The organism is Sphingomonas sp. Leaf412 (assembly GCF_001425405.1).
Lineage (GTDB): Bacteria > Pseudomonadota > Alphaproteobacteria > Sphingomonadales > Sphingomonadaceae > Sphingomonas.
Genome location: NZ_LMQP01000003.1, coordinates 1,458,747 through 1,475,804, shown reverse-complemented (window position 1 = coordinate 1,475,804; position 17,058 = coordinate 1,458,747). Strand labels below are relative to the sequence as shown.

The following is a 17,058-nucleotide window of genomic DNA, read 5'->3' as shown; positions in this document are numbered from 1 at the left end:
CGGCGAGCCAGGCGAGGCGGAACCGGCGAAGGCCGCCCGGCAGGCATCGTGGCGGCGACGCCCGGGTCCGGGCTTCCTGCGCCGGTCGGGCAGGGCGACGTCGAAGGCTTCGCGGCGACGCTTCGATCCCGGGGCGGGAAGAGCGAGGGTCGGCAGGATCGCGCGGCCCGTCGCGGCCAGAAATGTCGCGATCAGAAATAGCGCGCGACCGTCAGGGTGACGCGGTTGCGCGTCGCGCGGTAGAAGCCGATCGAACTGTCGATCCGGCTCGCCTGCCACGCGACCTGCGGCGAGAAGCCGAACAGGCGGATCTTGCGATAGCCCAGCGAGGCGTGGGAGATCAGCCGCCAGTCGCGGCGCGGATCGGCGGAGAAGATCGGCTGGGGCGCGTCGAACAGCGCGCGGCTGACGGTGCCGCCGAAGGAATAATTGATGCCGAACGGCAGTTCGCCCGCCAGCGTCGCGCCGCCGCCGACCTCCACGTTCGACAAGGCATCGGCGTTCAGCCAGTCGCGGCGGACGAAGGCCTGCGCCGCGGCGATCGCGGACCGGCCCAGGCCGGTTTCGTAGGAGGCGTACAGCCCGCCCTGCCACCCGCCGAAGCCGCGGTCGAAATCGGACCGCGTGCGGCGGACGTCGAGCTGGACGCCGAGCCGGCGCACGTCGTCGAGCGCGACCTGCGCGCCGCCGCGCATGCCCAGCTGGCGGCTGGCGATCGCGCCGCCGAACCAGCGCTGCGCCGCCACCGCCTGTAAGGAGGCGCTGACGCTGTTGGACAGCTGCACGTCGCCGCCCAGCGCGCCCTGCACCAGATAGTCGTCGAAGCGGCGGCCGGGATAGTTCGTGCCGCTGGCATCGAGGTTGCCGAGCAGGAACAGGTCCGCGGCGACGGGCAGGCGTCCCGCCATCGCGCCGACCGCGGTGACACCGGTGCCCGAGCGCGCGCGCGCATCCTCGTTCAGCGACAGCGGCAGTTCGACATCGCCGAGGCGGACGTTGACGGTGCGCGCGTCGGTGGCGTTGTTGATGTTGGAATCGGGCGCCAGGCCGATGCTGACGTCCGCGCGGAAGGCGCGGCTGGAGCGGATCACCTGGCGCGCGCCGCGCACCAGGCGGGCGAGGTCGGGATCGAGTTCGCGGCTCTGCTGCGCCAGCCGGAGCTGACGGTCGGCGGCGGCGGCCTGGCCCAGCGCGAGCATGGCGCGGCCCAGTTCCAGCCGGACGCGCGTCTGGCCGGGATCGTCGGCCAGGATCGCCTTGTACGCCCCCGCCGCGGCGGCGTGATCGCCCTCCTGCGCCGCCATGTAGCCGGTCAGGAAGCGGGTTTGCAGCGCGAAGCCGGGGGCCAGCCGCAGGACGGCGATCAGGCCGCGCGCCTCGGCATAGCGGCGCTCGACCACCAGCCGCTCGATCGCGGACAGCAATTGCGGCGGGGTGAAGCGCAGCTGGCACGGCGCGGCGGGACAGGGCGTGCCCGCGTCCGCTGCGACGGTCGCAGCGGCAGGCGCGGGCGTCCCTGCCGCCACCGGGCCGGGGCCTGCCGCCGCCGGGGTGGCGGCCAGCCCGGCCAGGAGGGCCGCGACGAACAGGAAACGCGACATCGCGGACCCTTGCGTGGTGGGGAAACGGTCAGCGGCTGCCCGTGAACGCGCCCTGGATGTCGACACGCTGGTCCGGCACGCCGCCGACGATGCGGAAGCTGCCGCCCACGTTCACCGCATTGGGGCCGAAGAACGCGCCGTCGATCGAGCTGGCGCCCGCGGTGCTGCTGCCCGCGCTGATGCCGGCGAAGTCGATCGCGCGCGTGCCGAGGAAGGCGGTGTCGAACACGCCCGCGAAGCCGCCGGTGCGGATCAGGTCGATCGTCGCCGACCCGCTGGCGGCGAAATACGTCCCGCTGGGATAGAGCAGCGCGGCGTCGGCGATGCGCGTGCCCTCCGAAAACGTCGGGCCGAGCCGACCCGAAAGATCGACCGCGACGGTCGACCGGCCGAAATCGACCAGCACGCGGCTGTCGCCCGTGATCCACTGCATGTAGCTGGTCCGCGGGCTGGTGGAATCGAACGTGGGGTTCAGGACCGCCGACGCGATGAAGCCGCCGTTATAGGTACCCGATCCGGAAATCGGGATCTGCGTCTGCGGCGTCAGCGCGCCGAAGACCATGACGCCGTGATCGCGCTCGGTCAGGACGCCGGCGGCGTCCTTCGCCAGATAGCTGAAGCCGCCCAGTGTGACGTGGATCGTCGAATCGGGGCGCTGGTAGAAGAAGGTCGTCGTCTGGGTGGCGTTCCCGGACGTGAGATAGTTGAAGCCGGCGAGGTTCGGCGCCTCCAGCGAGGGCGTGCTTTCGGGGTTGAAGTCACTGCGATGCGCCGGGTCCTGGAACCGGTTGGTGCGCGTGATGCCCGCCTTCGTGTCGTTCAGCGTGAGCGTGAAGATGCCGTCGCGCGGGCTGTAGGCGACCGAGCCGCTGGGCGAGCGCACCGTCCCCGCATTGCCCTGATACAGGACCGAGGTGATGACGCCGTTGGTGCTGCTATAGTCGAACGAATGCGCCGCGCCGACCGCGGTGAAGGTGGTTTCCTCCGCGACCGACAGGAAGCCCGCCGAAGGGGTGGGCGTCGGCGTGGGCGCGGCGCCGACCCCGGTGCCGCTCCCGCCGGAGCCCGTGCCGCCCGATCCGGTGCCGCCCGTGCCCGCAGGCGGGGCGGCGACGCTGCCCGCGCTTTCCGGTCCCGCGCCGCCGCAGGCGGCCAGCGCCAGCAACGGCAGCGCCAGCATGATCGACGTAACCCGCATCACCAAACCCCCGAACAACCCGTTCCGATGGGTGGGGGATTAGGGAAATGGGGTTAACAGGCCGTCAACCGTGCCTACTTTCCACGCCGCTTGCGATGGCTGTCGAGGTCGAGGACCGAGGTCGCGCCTTCCTCCGGCAGCAGGCCGAGGCGGCGGGCGACCTCCTGATACGCCTCCACCTCGCCGCCAAGGTCGCGGCGGAAGCGGTCCTTGTCGAGCTTTTCGGCCGACTCCATGTCCCACAGGCGGCAGCAATCCGGGCTGATCTCGTCCGCCAGGATGATGCGGCCGTAGTCGTTGTCCCAGATGCGGCCGAATTCCAGCTTGAAGTCCACCAGCCGGATGCCGACGCCGGCGAACAGGCCGGTCAGGAAGTCGTTCACGCGGATCGCCAGGTCGGCGATGTCGTGCATCTCCTCCTGCGACGCCCAGCCGAAGGCGGCGATATGCTCGTCGGTAATCATCGGATCGCCCAGCTCGTCCGACTTGTAGGCATATTCGATGATCGTGCGGGGAAGCTGCGTGCCTTCCTCGATCCCCAGCCGCTTGCTGAGCGAGCCGGCGGCGACGTTGCGGACCATGACCTCGACCGGGACGATCTCGACCTGCCGGATCAACTGCTCGCGCATGTTCAGGCGGCGGATGAAGTGGGTTGGCACGCCGATGGTGTTCAGCAGCGTGTAGATATGTTCGCTGATGCGGTTGTTCAGGACGCCCTTGCCGTTGATCGTCCCCTTCTTCTGCGCGTTGAAGGCGGTGGCGTCGTCCTTGAAATACTGGATCAGCGTGCCGGGTTCGGGACCCTCGTACAGGATCTTGGCCTTGCCTTCGTAGATCTGCCGGCGACGAGCCATCGGCGAATTCCCCTGGAAACGAGCGGCCCCGGCGGCGCGCGGCCGACCGGGGCGGGATGAGGGCGGCTATAGGGGATGGGGGCGGGGGGTGCAATCAGGGGGTGGGACTTGCCGAACAGTTGGTGAACGCCTAGCTTTGTCCCATGAGCACGAGCCGCATGAACTCCGATGAGTCGTTGCGTACCGCTGCGCGGATGATGGCTGCTTTCGGTGGCTGGGGCGCGGTCGAGCGGGTCGCCAGACCGGACGAGAACGGTGTCTACGTCGTGCGATTGCGCGATGCGCCGGACCATCCCGTGCGGGAACGCGGTGACGCCGCGGGGTAGTCGTCGATGGGTGTGACGTTGCTTGCGGTGCTGACCGCCGCATTGCTGCTGCCCGGAATAATCGCGATCCGTACCTTCTTCGCGATGGCGAAGACCGCCGAGGTGGAGCCATCGAGTCCGCCGCTGTCCAGCGCGGACGGCATCGCGCTGGTCGGATCGGCGAGCCTGATCGTCCATGTCGTGTACGCCGGTGCGTTGTCCGTCGTCTCATGCCTGCCGGCATGGACGCCGTTGCCGCTCGCGGATCCCTATCTGATGTTCGCTGCCGATCGCGGCGGGCTGCGTTCGCCGCAACAGTCGTTCGCGATGTTCGCCGGCCTGCTGTCCTTGTGCGTCACGGCCTATCTGGGCGGACGGCTCGCGGGGGCGCACGCCAGCCGGATCGCGGGCGACAAGTTCCTTTACGGCCCCCTCGCCGAGCTGATCCGCAAGGGCGACGGGTCGGGCCGGTTCATCGTCGCCTATGTGCTGGGCAAGATCGGCGCGGACGGGCGGCAGATCGGATATCAGGGGACCGTCGTGGACCTCATCCGGGACGCCGACCGCTTTCCGGCGAAGGTGATCCTGCGCGATGTCAGCATGTTCTACCTCGTCTTGCGGTCGGGCGGTCCGGAGCGACGCGAGATGGAGGGCACGATCGACATGCTCGCGGTATCGAAGGACGACTGGCACAATATTGCCTTCCGCGTCTTTCAGCTTGAAGAGTGACCGGAGCTATCGTGCCGTGTCCCGCGCGTGATCGGGCACGCCGAGGGCGGCGAGCGTCAGGCGCTTCGCTTCCTTCCATGCGGCGGTGCCGGGGGTGACGAGTTCGACGTGGCCGGTGTTCGCGACGGTATGCAGCGTCGCGCGGTCGCCCGCCGTCGTCGCGCGGGCGACGTAATCGGTCGCCATGCGGAAGGGGATGATGCGGTCCTCGCGCCCGTTGACGAGGTCCTGCGCCACGCCGAGCGGGAGGAGGCGGGGGATCGAGGTGTCGGCGTAATTGCCGCCGACGAGGCGCGCGATCACGTCCGTGCCGCAGCCGTTGTCGGGCGACGCCGCCGTCGCTTCCAGATCGGGCAGGCCGCCGAGCGAGACGACGTGCGCGACGGGGAGCGGATCGCGGGTGCGCAGCACGCTGCCCGCGGGCACGCGCGGGCGGGCGGCGAGCCAGAGCGCGAGGTGGCCGCCCGCGGAATGGCCGATCGCGACGACCTTGCTCGCGTCGAGGTTCAGCCGCTTCGCCTCGCCGCGCAGCAGGTCGGTGGCGGCGGCGGCGTCGCGGAAGGTGCCGGGATAGCCGCCGCCCGGCCGGTCGACGCCGCGATAGTCGATGTTCCACACCGCGACACCCGACGCGCGCAGGTCCGCCGCGACCCAGTCCATCAGTGTCCGGTCCGCGATATCCGTCTGCCAGCAGCCGCCGTGGACCATCACGACCACGGGGTGCGGCCCGCGACGGTCGGGCAGCCAGACATCCACCTTCTGCTCCGGCGCGGCGCCGTAGGACAGGGTCGCATCGGCGACGGGGCGCGGGCGTTTCAGCAGGTCGCCCCAGGTCAGCGGCGCGAACGCGGATGCGGCGGGCGGTGATGCGGGGGCCGGAGGCGTGGCGGGCGGGGCCATGGGCGCACATGCCGCGAGCAGGGCCGGGCATGCAAGCGCGCGAAGGGCGACCGGACGGCGGGGGGCGGGGGGCATGCGGGCGCTTTCGCTTTGTGGGCGGGGGTGCCCATGGTACAGCGTCGCATCGTCGGGTTCCCGCTTCAAGCACCGACGGCTGAGAGACGATCGCGCTCCCGCTTGCCCACGAGGGAGCTCGACGTGGACACGGACCCCATTTCCCGCATCGTCGCATCGCCGTGCCGCCGGACGCCGGGCGCATGACGGCGATGATGAAGCTGTTCCGCCGGTATCGCCGGCGCTGGCGCTACTGGCGCGAATGGCGATGAAGGGCGGCGTGAAGGACAGCGGCCGGGCGATGGTGCGGCGATTGCGCGTGCCGCCCGCCCGCCACGCGCCGCGCGATGCGGTGGCGGATGCGGAACCCATGGCGGTGCGGCTGGCGGCGCGGCTGTCCGCGAAGCTGGGACGGCAGGCGGGCGCGAGCGCGGCGCAGCGATCGCGCAGCGCGCTGGCGCGGGGCGACCTGGCGGCGGCGGACCTGTATCATGCGGTATCGGTGATCCTGCGCGACCGCGACGGCGTGTTCAGCCGGATGCCGCGCGACGTTCGGCACTAGAAATCGATACCACCAGTAAATAATCGCCCATCGCCGGGAAAGTCTTTCGCGTCGCGGTATAGATCAGCCGATGCGAATATTATTTGTAGGGTGCGCCGGACGACATTCGCGATGCCGATCCGGGACGGGTTGCGATTTTTCGCGTCCTGCCCTATATCGGTGCTGCTACAGTCGCACATCGACGGTCTACGGCGCTTTGCGACCCTGTTCCCTCTTTTGCTGCCAAGGCACCGGGCGTGCCGGTTTTCGGCCCGCCCCCCAAAACGAAGGGACATCATCATGGCCACCATCGGCACCGTAAAATTCTTCAACATGGACAAGGGCTTCGGCTTCATCGCGCCGGACAACGGCGGCAGCGACGCGTTCGTGCACATCTCCGCGGTCGAGGCATCGGGCTTCGCCACGCTGAAGGAGCAGCAGCGCGTCAGCTATGAGCTGGAGAACGATCGTCGCGGTCGGGCCAGCGCGGTGAACCTCACCGCGGTCGACTGAACGACGGGACGGGGGCCACGCGCCCCCGTTTCTTTACCGAGGATCCACGACAGGAGCGACCCCCATGCCGTCCAGCACCGACTACAAACGGTTCGCCGACACCGCGCGCACCGAGGCCGACGTCGCGACGCTGGACAATGTAAGGGACCGCTGCCTGCGATCCGAGAAGGCCTGGCTCGCGCTCGCGCATCGCAGCGAGAAGAGCGAGAAGGGCCGCAGCGGCGGTGAGCCGCAGGTTCCGGCGGAACACGCCGGCGAGCCGCAGGCCGCCGCCCTGTTCATTCCAGCCTGAGGAGCGTCCGCATGGATCTCAACCACCTGTTCCATCGCCATCAGGTTTCGCTCAACGCGGTCGAGAATGCCGCGACCCCGGAAGCGCGGCTGTCCCACGAAGGGTTGCTGGCGGGCTATGCCGCGGGCATCGCGGCGTTGCAGGACGCCACCGGCGCCCGGTCGCCGTTCGGGCGTCCGTCGCTTTGACCGCTTTCTTCCGCAACACGTCGGATACCGTCAACAAGGTGCGGCCAGCGATGAAGCGTTATCGTTCCACCGCGACCCCGTTGTCGCGCGACCAGGCGAACCGGCAGGGCGACGTGTCGCGGCTGGCGTTCGAGAAGCTGGGGCGCGACGATGCGGTGCTGTTCCTGAACACGCTCGACGACGCATTGGGCGGTCGGCCGATCGACATCGCGATCGCCAGCGCGGAGGGCGCGGCCAGCGTCGTCCAGGCGATCGGGGCGCGGGTCGGCGTCTAGGTTTCCGTCAGTGCGAGCGTAGCGATGCGATCCAGGGCACCACGCGGAACCCTGGATCGCGTCGCTAATGGTTACGGCCCGTTCGCGGCCAGTTCCTGCAACCACGCATCCGCCACCCCGTCCGACGGGGCGCGCCAGTCGCCGCGGGGGGACAGCGCGCCGCCCGCGGATACCTTCGGCCCGTTGGGCAGCGCCGAGCGCTTGAACTGGCTGGTCTGGAAGAAGCGGACCAGGAAGCGTTCGAGCCACATCCGGATCGTCGGCAGGTCGTAGGCGGTCCGCGCCTCCACCGGATAACCGATCGGCCACCGGCCCGCGTCCGCATCGCGCCACGCCGCGTGCGCGAGGAAGGCGATCTTCGACGGCGCGAGGCCGTGGCGGATGACGTAATGCGCGAAGAAGTCGTTCAGCGCATAGGGCCCGATCTTCGCCTCCGTACTCTGCATCGCTTCCCCCGGCACCAGTTCGGGCGAGATTTCCTGCCCCAGGATCGCGTCCAGCACCGCATCGGTCGCGGGATCGTATTGGTCGGTCGCGATCGCCCAGCGGATCAGGAACTGGATCAGCGTCTTGGGCACGCCCGCGTTGACGGCGTAGTGGCTCATCTGGTCGCCGACACCGTAGGTGCACCAGCCCAGCGCCAGTTCGCTGAGGTCCCCCGTGCCGACGACCAGCCCCTCGCGCTGGTTGGCGATGCGGAACAGGTAGTCGGTGCGCAGGCCCGCCTGCACGTTCTCGAACGTCACGTCGTACACGGGCTCGCCGGCGCCGTAGGGATGGCCGATGTCCTTCAGCAGGCGTTCGGCGGCGGGGCGGATGTCGATCTCCTCCGCGGTGATGCCCAGCGCGCGCATCAGCGTCCACGCATTGTCCTTCGTGCCCGCGCTGGTGGCGAAGCCGGGCATGGTGATGCCGAGGATATCGGTGCGGGGGCGGCCGAGGCGGTCGAGCGCCTTCGCCGCGACGATCAGCGCGTGGGTGGAATCGAGGCCGCCCGACACGCCGATCACCAGCCGTTTCGCGTTGGCGGCGACGAGCCGCTTGGCGATGCCCTCGACCTGGATGTTGAACGCCTCGTAGCAATCCTCGTCCAGGCTTTGCGGCGTGTCGGGGACGAAGGGGAAGCGGCGGACGGCGCGTTCGAGGCCGACGTCGGCGAAGGTGGGCGCGTGATCGAAGGCGATCCGGCGGAAGCGGGTTTCGGGGTGGCCGGCCTGGATCGCGGCGTCGTTGAACGTGCCCATGCGCAGCCGCTCCTGCGAAATCAGTTCGCAATCCACGTCGGCGACCATCAGTTCGGCGGCGTGATCGAACCGTTCGGATGCGGCGAGGAGGTCGCCCAGTTCGTGGACCGATCCCTGGCCGTCCCACGCCAGGTCGGTCGTGCTCTCCCCCGCGCCGGTGGCGGAATAGACATAGGCGCAGACCGCGCGCGCGCTTTGCGCCGCGGACAGCATCATGCGCTCGCGCGACTTGCCCACCGTGACGTTCGAGGCCGACAGGTTCGCGCACACCAGCGCCCCCGCCAGCGCCCCCATCGTCGACGGCGGGGTGGGCGCCCAGTAATCCTCGCAGATCTCGGCATGGAAGACGAAGTGCGGCAGGTCGGCGGCGGCGAAGATCAGGTCCGTCCCGAAGGGCACGTCCGCCCCGTCGACCGGGATGGTCAGGCCCGCCAGGCCCGCGCCGCCGGCGAAATGGCGCTTCTCGTAATATTCGCGATAATTGGGCAGGAACGTCTTGGGCACGACGCCCAGGATCCTGCCGCGCGCGATCGCGACGGCGCAATTGTACAGCCGTCCGTTGCGTTCCAGCGCGGCGCCCACCAGCAGCACCGGCGACAGGTCCGCGGACGCGGCGCGCACCGCGGCCAGCGCCGCCAGCGTCGCGGTGCGCTGCGCCGATTGCAGGTGCAGGTCGTCGATCGCGTAGGAACTGAGCGACAGTTCGGGGAAGACGACCAGGTCGACCGCCGCGTCGTGCGCCTGCCGCGCGATCGCGACCGTCGCGGCGGCGTTGCGCGCGGGATCGCCGACGGTGGCGAGCGGGGTGGCCGCGGCGACGCGCAGCAGGCGGTGGTGGTGGATCGATCCGAAGCGCGGGTTCATGCGCGCCGCGATACGACGTCGATCAATAAATTGCCAATTTGCGAAAAGCCGATTGCACGATAGGTTGCGACGCACATGGACGACGTGCCCGCCCGCACCGCAGCCCGGACGCGCCTGTTCGCGCGGGGCGGCGACATGGGGCGGCGGATCGCGGCGCACGACTGGGGCGCGTCGCCGGTCGGACCGATCGCCTATTGGCCCGATGCGCTGGTCAACGCGGTGTCGCTGATGCTGCCCGCCAGTGCGGAGATCGTGCTGTTCTGGGGGCCGGACTATGTCGCCTTCTACAACGACGCCTATGCGCCGACGATCGGCACCAAGCATCCGGCGGCGCTGGGCCGCCCGGCGCGCGAATGCTGGGCGGAGATGTGGGACGACCTGGAGCCCCTGCTGGCGCAGGTGCGGCGGACGGGGCAGACCTATTCGGCGAAGGACCGGCCGTTCTACATCGAACGCGGCGACACGGGGGAGGAGGTGTATTTCGACATCTCCTATTCCGCCGTCTCGGTCGAGGACGGCGGCGTCGGCGGCGTCCTGTGCATCGTATCGGAAACGACCGCGCGCGTCCGCGCGCTGCGCGACATCGCGGCGGAGAGCGAGCGGCTGCGCGAGAGCGAGGCGCGGTTCCGCGACCTGGCGGACGGATTGCCCGCGCTGGTGTGGCTGACCGACACGGTCGGGGACATCGCCTTCGCCAATGCCTATTTCGAGGTGATGCTGGGCATCGCGCCGGCGCGGATGGTGGCGGAGGGATGGGGCATCGCGGTGCTGCCCGAGGACGCGCCTCGCGTCCGCGAGCGCGCCCGCGCCTATAGCGCGGACCCGGCGCCGTCGGGGGGCGAATTCCGCGTCGTCACCGTCGCTGGCGAAGTGCGCTGGATCCACGGCGAGGTCCGGCCGCGCTACGCCGGGGGCGTCTTCCAGGGCTATGTCGGCTGCGCGATCGACGTGACCGACGCGCATCTGGCGGGCGAGCAGCTGGAACAGCGGGTGGCGGAGCGGACCGCGGAACTGACGCAGCAGATATCGGAACGCGAGCGCGTCGAGGCGACGTTGCACCAGATGCAGCGGCTGGAGGCGATCGGGCAGCTGACCAGCGGGGTCGCGCACGATTTCAACAATTTGCTGACCGTGGTCCTGGGCAATGTCGAGATGCTGGCGCTGGCCGCGGCGAAGGGGCCGCTGGACGCGCGGTCGCACCAGCGCCTGGACCATATCCGCATCGCGGCGGAGCGCGGCGCGACGCTGACCGCGCAATTGCTGGCCTTCTCCCGTCGCCAGCGGCTGGCGGCGAAGGCGGTGGACCTGAACGACACCGTGAACGGGCTGATCGCGCTGTTGTCCAGCACGCTGGGCCGCGCGATCACGATCGAGACCGCGACCGATCCGCAGCTGTGGCCCGCGCTGGTCGATCCGACGCAGATCGAGCTCATCATCCTGAACCTGGCGATCAACGCGCGCGACGCGATGCAGGGCGGGGGAACGCTGACCGTGTCCACCGCGAACGTCGCATGCGCCGCGCCCGAACGGCCGGAGGAGCCCGCGGCGGGCGATTACGTGCGCGTCGCGGTCACGGACACGGGCACGGGCATGACGCCCGACGTGCTGGCGCGTGCGTTCGAGCCGTTCTTCACGACCAAGGACGTGGGGAAGGGATCGGGACTGGGCCTGGCGCAGGTGTTCGGGTTCGCCAAGCAATCGGGCGGGGGAGTCAGGATCGACACGGTCGAGGGCGCAGGCACCACGGTCAGCGTCTTCCTGCCCCGCGCCGCGCAGGCCGCGGAACCGCAGGATGCGACGCCCGCGGCGCCCAGCGCGCGCGGATCGATCGCGGGACGCACGATCCTGGTCCTGGACGACGAGGAGGCGGTGCGCGACGTGACCGCGGAGGCGCTGCGCGCGGCGGGATGCCGCGTGGTGGAGGCCGCGGACGGTGTCGAGGCGCTGCGGGCGCTCGCGCTGGAGCCGAAGATCGACGCGGTCGTCGCGGACTTCGCGATGCCGCGGATGAACGGCGTGGAATTCGCCGCCATCGCATCGCAGCGGCGTCCCGGCCTGCCGATCCTGTTCGTCACGGGCTATGCCGACATCGACGCGATCGCCGCGGTGCCGGAGGACCGGCTGATCCGCAAGCCGTTCCGGCGCGAGGCGGTGATCGAGCGGCTGGGCGCGATGATCGACGCGGGGTAGCGGCGGGGCGCGGCCGGGGCGTCGTGGCGCCGCGGAAGTTCACGAAGTTGACGCCACACCGGGGGTGGAATCTCTTCCCGTGGATGCGCCGATGCTGGCGCGGGCGAGCGGGGGGCGGGACGATGCGAAAGAGCGTGGCGACGGATGTAGCGCGGTCGGGGCGTGTAGGACAGCGGGACGGGGTATGGCCTTCCGGTTCCGGTTCAGACCGCGCGTTCCGACCTGCCCTCACCCTTCGGCGCTGCGCGCCTTGTCCCTCTCCCGATGGGAGAGGGAGGGAGCGGCAACGCCGCGGAAGGGTGAGGGCGGGGCGTTTCGGGGCGGCCTATGCCGCCAGCCGTTCCCCCCGTCGTCCGCGGATCATGTCTGCCGCTTTTTCCGCGATCATGATCGTCGGCGCGTTGGTGTTCGATCCGACCAATGTCGGCATGACCGAGGCGTCGATCACGCGCAGGCCCGCGATCCCGCGCACCTTCAGCTCGGCGTCGACCACCGCCATCGCGTCGCCGTCCGCGCCCATCTTGCACGTGCCCACGGGGTGGTAGATCGTTTCCGCATTGGCGCGGACCCAGGCGTCGATCTGCTCGTCGGTGCGCATGTCCGCGCCGGGCGCGAGTTCGGCGGCGCGATACGGGTCGAGCGCCGCCTGCGACGCCACGTCGCGGCCGATCTTCACGCATTCGCGCATCACGCGGCGATCCTCCGGCGTGGCGAGGTAATTGGCGTGGATCAGCGGATCGGCCTGCGGATCGCTCGACGCCAGGTCGATGCGGCCGCGGCTTTCGGGGCGCAGCTGGCACAGGTGCATGGCGAAGCCGTCCTCGGTCGCCTTCACCTTCGCATGATCCTGCATGATCGCGAGGACGCCGTGGATCTGCACGTCGGGGCGCGACAGCCCTTCGCGCGAGGACACGAACGCGCCGGATTCGAGGAACTGCTGCCGGCCCAGCCCCTGCCCGCGCAGCAGGTAGTTGAGGCCGGTCGCGATCTGCCGCAGGCCCTTCGTCGCGGAGAAGGCGGTGACGAGGTCCTTGCTGCGCCAGTTCAGGATGATGTCGAGATGATCCTGAAGGTTCTCGCCCACGCCGGGCAGGTCGTGGAGGCAGTCGACCCCCGCCTTGCGCAGGCGGTCGGGCGCGCCGATGCCGGAAAGCTGGAGGAGCTGCGGGCTCTGCACCGCGCCCGCGGACAGCAGGACCTCACCCGCCACCTCGACGCGCTGCAATGTCTTGCCCTGCGCATATTCGACCGCGACGACGCGGGTGCGATCGAGGATGAGGCGCGTGGTCCTAGCGTCTGTAATCACGGTCAGATTCTTGCGCGCCAGCACCGGGCGGAGGTACGCGGCGGCGGTGGACCAGCGGCTGCCGTCGTGGATGGTCAGGTCGTAGCGGCCGAACCCTTCCTGCGACGCGCCGTTGAAATCGGTGGTGACGGGATAGCCCGCCTGCCGCCCCGCCTCGATCAGGGCGTCGTGGAACGGGCTGTCGCTCTCCCCGCCAGAAATGCGCAACGGGCCGTCGGCGCCGTGCAGGCCGTCGCATTCGCCGCGGTGATGCCCCTCCAGCCGGCGGAAATAGGGGAGGACGTCGTCCCACGACCAGCCGGTCAGCCCGAACTGCCGCCACTCGTCGTAATCGCGCGGGTGGCCGCGGGTGTAGACCATGCCGTTGATCGCGGACGATCCGCCCAGCCCGCGCCCGCGCGGCCACCACAGGCGGCGGCCGTCGAGGTGCGGTTCGGCCTCGGTCCAGAAGCCCCAGTTGTGCTTGCCCTTCGCCTTGATGAGGTTGCCGACGCCCGCGGGCATGCGGACCAGCAGTTCCTTGTTCGCGCCGCCCGCCTCCAGCAGGCAGACGGTGGCGGCGGGATCCTCGCTCAGCCGCGCGGCGAGCGCGCAGCCGGCGGAACCGCCGCCGACGATGACGTAATCGTATCCGGGCATTACCACTCTCCAAATGACCCCGCCTCCGTGCGCCCTGGGCGCAACGGGGCGGGGTTCGTTTCGTTTACGTCACGGCACCAACACCAGTTTCCCGACCATGTCGCTCGCCTGCATCGCGTCGAACGCCTGTCGCCAGTCGGCGAGCGGGATTTCGGCGTGGACGCGGGGGCGGATGCGGCCGTCGCCCGCCAGCTTCCAGATCGCGTCGAGATTCTCGCGCCCGCGATCGGGGAATTGCCGGCCATATTCGCCCGCGCGGACGCCGACGACCGAAAAGCCCTTTATCAACGGCATGTTGGTGGATATTTCTGCGATCCGGCCGGAGGTGAAGCCGACGACCAGCAACCGTCCGCCGAACGCGATGCAGCGGACCGATTCGTCGAACACGCCGCCGCCGACGGGATCGTACACCACGTCTGCGCCGCCGCCGGTAAGCGCCTTCACTTCCTCGCGAAATCCCGGTGCCGGAAGGGTGGCGGCCACGGGATAGGCGCGCGCGAGCGTCGCCAGCTTGTCCGGGCTGCGCGAGGTGGCGATGACCTTCGCGCCGAGCGCATGGCCTAGGTCGACCGCGGCGAGGCCGACGCCGCCGGTGGCGCCATGGACCAGCAGCCATTCGCCCGCCTCGATCCGGGCGAGGCGGACCAGCGCGACCCAGGCGGTGAGGTACGCGGTGCCGACGCTCGCCGCCTCCGCGAAGGACAGGTGCGCGGGCTTCGCGCGGACCGCTGCGGCATCGACTGCGACCAAGTCCGCGAAGCCGCCCAGCCGGGTGCCCGCGACCACCGCGGTGCCGGGCGCGACGCCGTCGCCCGACACGACCTCCCCCGCCACCTCCATGCCGGGGACGAAGGGGAGCGGCGGCTTCATCTGATACTCGCCGCGCGTCATCAGCAGATCGGGATAGTTGAGCGACGCGGCCTTCACGCGGATCAGCACCTGTCCCGGCCGCGCCACCGCATCCGGCACGTCGGCCAGCGCGGTTCCCGACAGGTCGGGCGACAGCGTCGAGACGGTCAGCGCGCGCATCAGGAGGCGCGCGCGACCATGATGTCGAGCAGCGAATCGAACACGTCCGCCATGTCGAGATGCGGCGCGTGGACCTTGCTGAGCCCCAGGGTGATGAGGCCGTAGGCGCGGACCTCCGCCTCCGCGCGGCTGAACCCCGCCTGCGTCAGCCAGGTCGCGATCGCGTCCAGCATCAGCGTGTCGTGGCGTTCCACCGCGGCGCGGGCGCGCGGATCGCTCTCGGCCCAGGCGCGCATCGCGATCGCGATCCGCGATGCGCCGCGGCGGCGCACGGTCTGGCCCAGCAGGCGGATGCGCGCGATCGGATCGGCCTCCGCGCGTTCCAGCGCGGCGATGAGGTCGCCGACCTGATCCTCCGCGAAATAGCGCGCCAATTGCCCCTGATACGCGTCGAAGTCGCTGAAATGATGATAGAAGCTGCCGGTCGAGACGCGCAGTTCCTCCGCCAGCGGGCGCAGCTTCAGCGCGCGCAGGCCGCCGCGGCGCAGCAGCGACTGTCCCGCCTCCAGCCAATCCCGGGGCGTCAGGTCCGCGCCCCGCGAAACGGGGGCCGGAATCGGGGACACGCTTGACATCATCTCGACCATAACGAAGGTTATGCCGGTTCTTCGCAGCGGTAAAGGTGCCGCGCGCGCATCACATCTGGAGAGGCTTGCATCATGGCCGACGCCTATATCATCGACGCCGTCCGCACACCCCGTGGCATCGGCAAGCAGGGGAAGGGCGCGCTGGCGCACATGCACCCGCAGCACCTGGCCGCCACGGTCCTGAAGGCGATCAAGGAGCGCAACCATATCGATACCGCGGAGGTGGACGACATCATCTGGTCGACCTCGACCCAGCGCGGCAAGCAGGGCGGCGACCTGGGCCGGATGGCGGCGCTGGACGCGGGCTATGACGTCAAGGCGTCGGGCACGACGCTGGACCGCTTCTGCGGCGGCGGGATCACCGCGGTGAATTTCGCCGCGGCGCAGATCATGAGCGGGATGGAGGATCTGGTCATCGCGGGCGGGACCGAGATGATGAGCCTGACCGCCGCGATGTCCGCCGAGGACATGGAATCGGGAAAGCCGATGCTGGGCATGGGATCGGGAAACACCCGCCTGAACGAGGTGCATCCGCAGTCGCATCAGGGCATCTGCGGCGACGCAATCGCCAGCATGGAGGGGATCGGGCGCGAGGACCTGGACGCGCTGGGGCTGGAGAGCCAGCGCAAGGCGAAGATCGCGATGGACGAGGGGCGGTTCGACAAGTCGATCGTGCCGGTGACCGACGACGAGGGCAACGTCGTGCTGGCGAAGGACGAATTCCCGCGGCCGCAGACGACGGCGGAGGGGCTGGCGGCGCTCAAGCCCTCGTTCGCCGCGATGGCGGACATGCCGTACAACAAGTCGGGCGACACTTTCCGCAAGCAGATCAATCGCAAATACCCCGATCTTGAGATCCAGCATTTCCATCATGCGGGCAATTCCAGCGGCGTCGTGGACGGTGCGGCGGCGGTGCTGCTGGCGTCGAAGGACTATGCCGAGAAGCATGGCCTGAAGCCGCGCGCGAAGATCGTGGCGATGGCGAACATCGGCGACGATCCCACGCTGATGCTGAACGCGCCGGTGCCCGCGGCGAAGAAGGTGCTGGCGAAGGCGGGGCTGACCAAGGACGACATCGACCTGTGGGAGATCAACGAAGCGTTCGCGGTGGTGGCGGAGAAATTTATCCGCGACCTCGACCTCGACCGGTCGAAGGTGAACGTCAACGGCGGCTCCATCGCGTTGGGCCACCCGATCGGCGCGACGGGCGCGATCCTGATCGGCACGGTCGTCGACGAGCTGGAGCGGCAGGGCAAGCGCTACGGCCTGGTCACGATGTGCGCCGCGGGCGGGATGGCGCCGGCGATCATCGTGGAGCGGGTTTCCGCTTGAGGTGTGTCCCCGCGAAGGCGGGGACCCAGTCTGGGCCTCCGCCTTCGCGGAGGCACAATGGAGGGAGCGATGCGCAAGCCGGGATACGTCTATATCATGGCGAGCGCACGCAACGGCACGATCTATGTCGGCGTCACCAGCGATCTCGCTGCGCGTGCGTGGCAGCATCGGACCGGCGCCATCGACGGCTTCACCCGGCAGTACGGCTGCACCCTCCTCGTCTGGTACGAGGCGCATGACGATCTCGAGAACGCCCGGTTACGCGAGCGCCAGATCAAGAAGTGGAACCGGCAGTGGAAGCTGTCGGCGATCGAGAGGATGAATCCGGAGTGGCGGGACCTGTATCCGACCATCTTCGGCTGAACATGCCCGCGCAGACGCGGGCAGACTGGACCCCCGCCTGCGCGGGGGAACGCA

Annotated in this window: 18 protein-coding genes; 10 read left to right on the top strand and 8 right to left on the bottom strand. The window is 69.8% G+C overall.

From position 1 onward, the window contains the following. Positions 1-191: 191 nt before the first annotated feature. From ASG29_RS14210 to purC, 3 genes are all read right to left on the bottom strand, one after another. Positions 192-1,601, bottom strand: coding sequence for a surface lipoprotein assembly modifier (locus tag ASG29_RS14210; RefSeq protein WP_055985152.1), 1,410 nt, complete (start codon positions 1,599-1,601; stop codon positions 192-194). 28 nt (positions 1,602-1,629) lie between these two features. Then, a complete protein-coding gene (locus ASG29_RS14205; protein ID WP_055985149.1) occupies positions 1,630-2,799 on the bottom strand; it encodes a hypothetical protein in 1,170 nt (389 codons plus the stop codon). A gap of 74 nt (positions 2,800-2,873) precedes the next feature. Then, positions 2,874-3,653, bottom strand: coding sequence for a phosphoribosylaminoimidazolesuccinocarboxamide synthase (purC, locus tag ASG29_RS14200; RefSeq protein WP_055985146.1), 780 nt, complete (start codon positions 3,651-3,653; stop codon positions 2,874-2,876). Positions 3,654-3,796: 143 nt separating this feature from the next. Between purC and ASG29_RS14195 the strand changes: the two genes are divergently transcribed. Further along, on the top strand, positions 3,797-3,979 hold the full coding sequence (locus ASG29_RS14195) for a hypothetical protein (RefSeq protein WP_055985142.1): 183 nt from the start codon (positions 3,797-3,799) through the stop codon (positions 3,977-3,979). 6 nt (positions 3,980-3,985) lie between these two features. Further along, complete coding sequence (locus tag ASG29_RS14190; protein ID WP_055985139.1) at positions 3,986-4,687, top strand: hypothetical protein; 702 nt, start codon at positions 3,986-3,988, stop codon at positions 4,685-4,687. Between the two features lie 6 nt (positions 4,688-4,693). Here ASG29_RS14190 and ASG29_RS14185 read toward each other — a convergent pair whose 3' ends face one another. Beyond that, positions 4,694-5,587 carry an alpha/beta hydrolase gene (locus tag ASG29_RS14185; RefSeq protein WP_055985136.1) on the bottom strand — a complete coding sequence of 298 codons (894 nt, stop codon included), beginning with the start codon at positions 5,585-5,587 and terminating at the stop codon, positions 4,694-4,696. A 316-nt stretch (positions 5,588-5,903) separates the two neighbouring features. Here ASG29_RS14185 and ASG29_RS14180 point away from each other — a divergent pair, with 316 nt between their 5' ends. The 5 genes from ASG29_RS14180 to ASG29_RS16845 all read left to right on the top strand — a co-directional run bounded on the left by ASG29_RS14180 (position 5,904) and on the right by ASG29_RS16845 (position 7,450). Next, complete coding sequence (locus ASG29_RS14180; protein ID WP_055985133.1) at positions 5,904-6,203, top strand: hypothetical protein; 300 nt, start codon at positions 5,904-5,906, stop codon at positions 6,201-6,203. Positions 6,204-6,482: 279 nt separating this feature from the next. Beyond that, positions 6,483-6,695 carry a cold-shock protein gene (locus ASG29_RS14175; protein WP_055985130.1) on the top strand — a complete coding sequence of 71 codons (213 nt, stop codon included), beginning with the start codon at positions 6,483-6,485 and terminating at the stop codon, positions 6,693-6,695. 64 nt (positions 6,696-6,759) lie between these two features. Next, entirely contained in the window at positions 6,760-6,987 is a 228-nt protein-coding gene (locus tag ASG29_RS17085) for a hypothetical protein (RefSeq protein ID WP_162242951.1), read from the top strand. Between the two features lie 11 nt (positions 6,988-6,998). Further along, complete coding sequence (locus tag ASG29_RS17240) at positions 6,999-7,175, top strand: hypothetical protein (RefSeq protein WP_200932469.1); 177 nt, start codon at positions 6,999-7,001, stop codon at positions 7,173-7,175. A gap of 50 nt (positions 7,176-7,225) precedes the next feature. Next, positions 7,226-7,450: a hypothetical protein gene (locus tag ASG29_RS16845; RefSeq protein ID WP_055985732.1), complete on the top strand. Its 225-nt coding sequence runs from the start codon at positions 7,226-7,228 to the stop codon at positions 7,448-7,450. A gap of 71 nt (positions 7,451-7,521) precedes the next feature. On the opposite strand, the gene ASG29_RS14165 is transcribed toward ASG29_RS16845, so the two are convergent. After that, positions 7,522-9,558, bottom strand: a complete 2,037-nt coding sequence (locus tag ASG29_RS14165) for an NAD(+) synthase (RefSeq protein ID WP_055985126.1) — start codon at positions 9,556-9,558, stop codon at positions 7,522-7,524. 75 nt (positions 9,559-9,633) lie between these two features. On the opposite strand from ASG29_RS14165, the gene ASG29_RS14160 reads away from it, so the two are divergent. Beyond that, positions 9,634-11,748 carry a PAS domain-containing sensor histidine kinase gene (locus ASG29_RS14160; RefSeq protein ID WP_055985124.1) on the top strand — a complete coding sequence of 705 codons (2,115 nt, stop codon included), beginning with the start codon at positions 9,634-9,636 and terminating at the stop codon, positions 11,746-11,748. 325 nt (positions 11,749-12,073) lie between these two features. Here ASG29_RS14160 and ASG29_RS14155 read toward each other — a convergent pair whose 3' ends face one another. The 3 genes from ASG29_RS14155 to ASG29_RS14145 all read right to left on the bottom strand — a co-directional run bounded on the left by ASG29_RS14155 (position 12,074) and on the right by ASG29_RS14145 (position 15,288). Further along, positions 12,074-13,693: a choline dehydrogenase gene (locus ASG29_RS14155; RefSeq protein ID WP_055985121.1), complete on the bottom strand. Its 1,620-nt coding sequence runs from the start codon at positions 13,691-13,693 to the stop codon at positions 12,074-12,076. A 69-nt stretch (positions 13,694-13,762) separates the two neighbouring features. After that, a complete protein-coding gene (locus tag ASG29_RS14150; RefSeq protein WP_055985118.1) occupies positions 13,763-14,722 on the bottom strand; it encodes an NADPH:quinone oxidoreductase family protein in 960 nt (319 codons plus the stop codon). After that, positions 14,722-15,288: a TetR/AcrR family transcriptional regulator gene (locus tag ASG29_RS14145; protein ID WP_235532917.1), complete on the bottom strand. Its 567-nt coding sequence runs from the start codon at positions 15,286-15,288 to the stop codon at positions 14,722-14,724. Before ASG29_RS14145 ends, ASG29_RS14150 begins: the two co-directional genes overlap by 1 nt. A gap of 93 nt (positions 15,289-15,381) precedes the next feature. On the opposite strand from ASG29_RS14145, the gene ASG29_RS14140 reads away from it, so the two are divergent. Then, positions 15,382-16,641 (top strand): acetyl-CoA C-acetyltransferase, encoded by a 1,260-nt coding sequence (locus tag ASG29_RS14140; protein ID WP_055985113.1) that lies wholly within the window; start codon positions 15,382-15,384, stop codon positions 16,639-16,641. A gap of 69 nt (positions 16,642-16,710) precedes the next feature. Next, positions 16,711-17,004, top strand: a complete 294-nt coding sequence (locus tag ASG29_RS14135; RefSeq protein ID WP_055985110.1) for a GIY-YIG nuclease family protein — start codon at positions 16,711-16,713, stop codon at positions 17,002-17,004. Positions 17,005-17,058: the final 54 nt, after the last annotated feature.

Excerpts from the sequence above, each read along its gene's own strand:
- ASG29_RS14210 (WP_055985152.1), bottom strand. The coding sequence starts at position 1,601 with ATGTCGCGTTTCCTGTTCGTCGCGGCCCTCCTGGCCGGGCTGGCCGCC.
- ASG29_RS14205 (WP_055985149.1), bottom strand. The coding sequence starts at position 2,799 with ATGCGGGTTACGTCGATCATGCTGGCGCTGCCGTTGCTGGCGCTGGCC.
- purC (WP_055985146.1), bottom strand. The coding sequence starts at position 3,653 with ATGGCTCGTCGCCGGCAGATCTACGAAGGCAAGGCCAAGATCCTGTAC.
- ASG29_RS14195 (WP_055985142.1), top strand. The coding sequence starts at position 3,797 with ATGAGCACGAGCCGCATGAACTCCGATGAGTCGTTGCGTACCGCTGCG.
- ASG29_RS14190 (WP_055985139.1), top strand. The coding sequence starts at position 3,986 with ATGGGTGTGACGTTGCTTGCGGTGCTGACCGCCGCATTGCTGCTGCCC.
- ASG29_RS14185 (WP_055985136.1), bottom strand. The coding sequence starts at position 5,587 with ATGGCCCCGCCCGCCACGCCTCCGGCCCCCGCATCACCGCCCGCCGCA.
- ASG29_RS14180 (WP_055985133.1), top strand. The coding sequence starts at position 5,904 with ATGGCGATGAAGGGCGGCGTGAAGGACAGCGGCCGGGCGATGGTGCGG.
- ASG29_RS14175 (WP_055985130.1), top strand. The coding sequence starts at position 6,483 with ATGGCCACCATCGGCACCGTAAAATTCTTCAACATGGACAAGGGCTTC.
- ASG29_RS17085 (WP_162242951.1), top strand. The coding sequence starts at position 6,760 with ATGCCGTCCAGCACCGACTACAAACGGTTCGCCGACACCGCGCGCACC.
- ASG29_RS17240 (WP_200932469.1), top strand. The coding sequence starts at position 6,999 with ATGGATCTCAACCACCTGTTCCATCGCCATCAGGTTTCGCTCAACGCG.
- ASG29_RS16845 (WP_055985732.1), top strand. The coding sequence starts at position 7,226 with ATGAAGCGTTATCGTTCCACCGCGACCCCGTTGTCGCGCGACCAGGCG.
- ASG29_RS14165 (WP_055985126.1), bottom strand. The coding sequence starts at position 9,558 with ATGAACCCGCGCTTCGGATCGATCCACCACCACCGCCTGCTGCGCGTC.
- ASG29_RS14160 (WP_055985124.1), top strand. The coding sequence starts at position 9,634 with ATGGACGACGTGCCCGCCCGCACCGCAGCCCGGACGCGCCTGTTCGCG.
- ASG29_RS14155 (WP_055985121.1), bottom strand. The coding sequence starts at position 13,693 with ATGCCCGGATACGATTACGTCATCGTCGGCGGCGGTTCCGCCGGCTGC.
- ASG29_RS14150 (WP_055985118.1), bottom strand. The coding sequence starts at position 14,722 with ATGCGCGCGCTGACCGTCTCGACGCTGTCGCCCGACCTGTCGGGAACC.
- ASG29_RS14140 (WP_055985113.1), top strand. The coding sequence starts at position 15,382 with ATGGCCGACGCCTATATCATCGACGCCGTCCGCACACCCCGTGGCATC.
- ASG29_RS14135 (WP_055985110.1), top strand. The coding sequence starts at position 16,711 with ATGCGCAAGCCGGGATACGTCTATATCATGGCGAGCGCACGCAACGGC.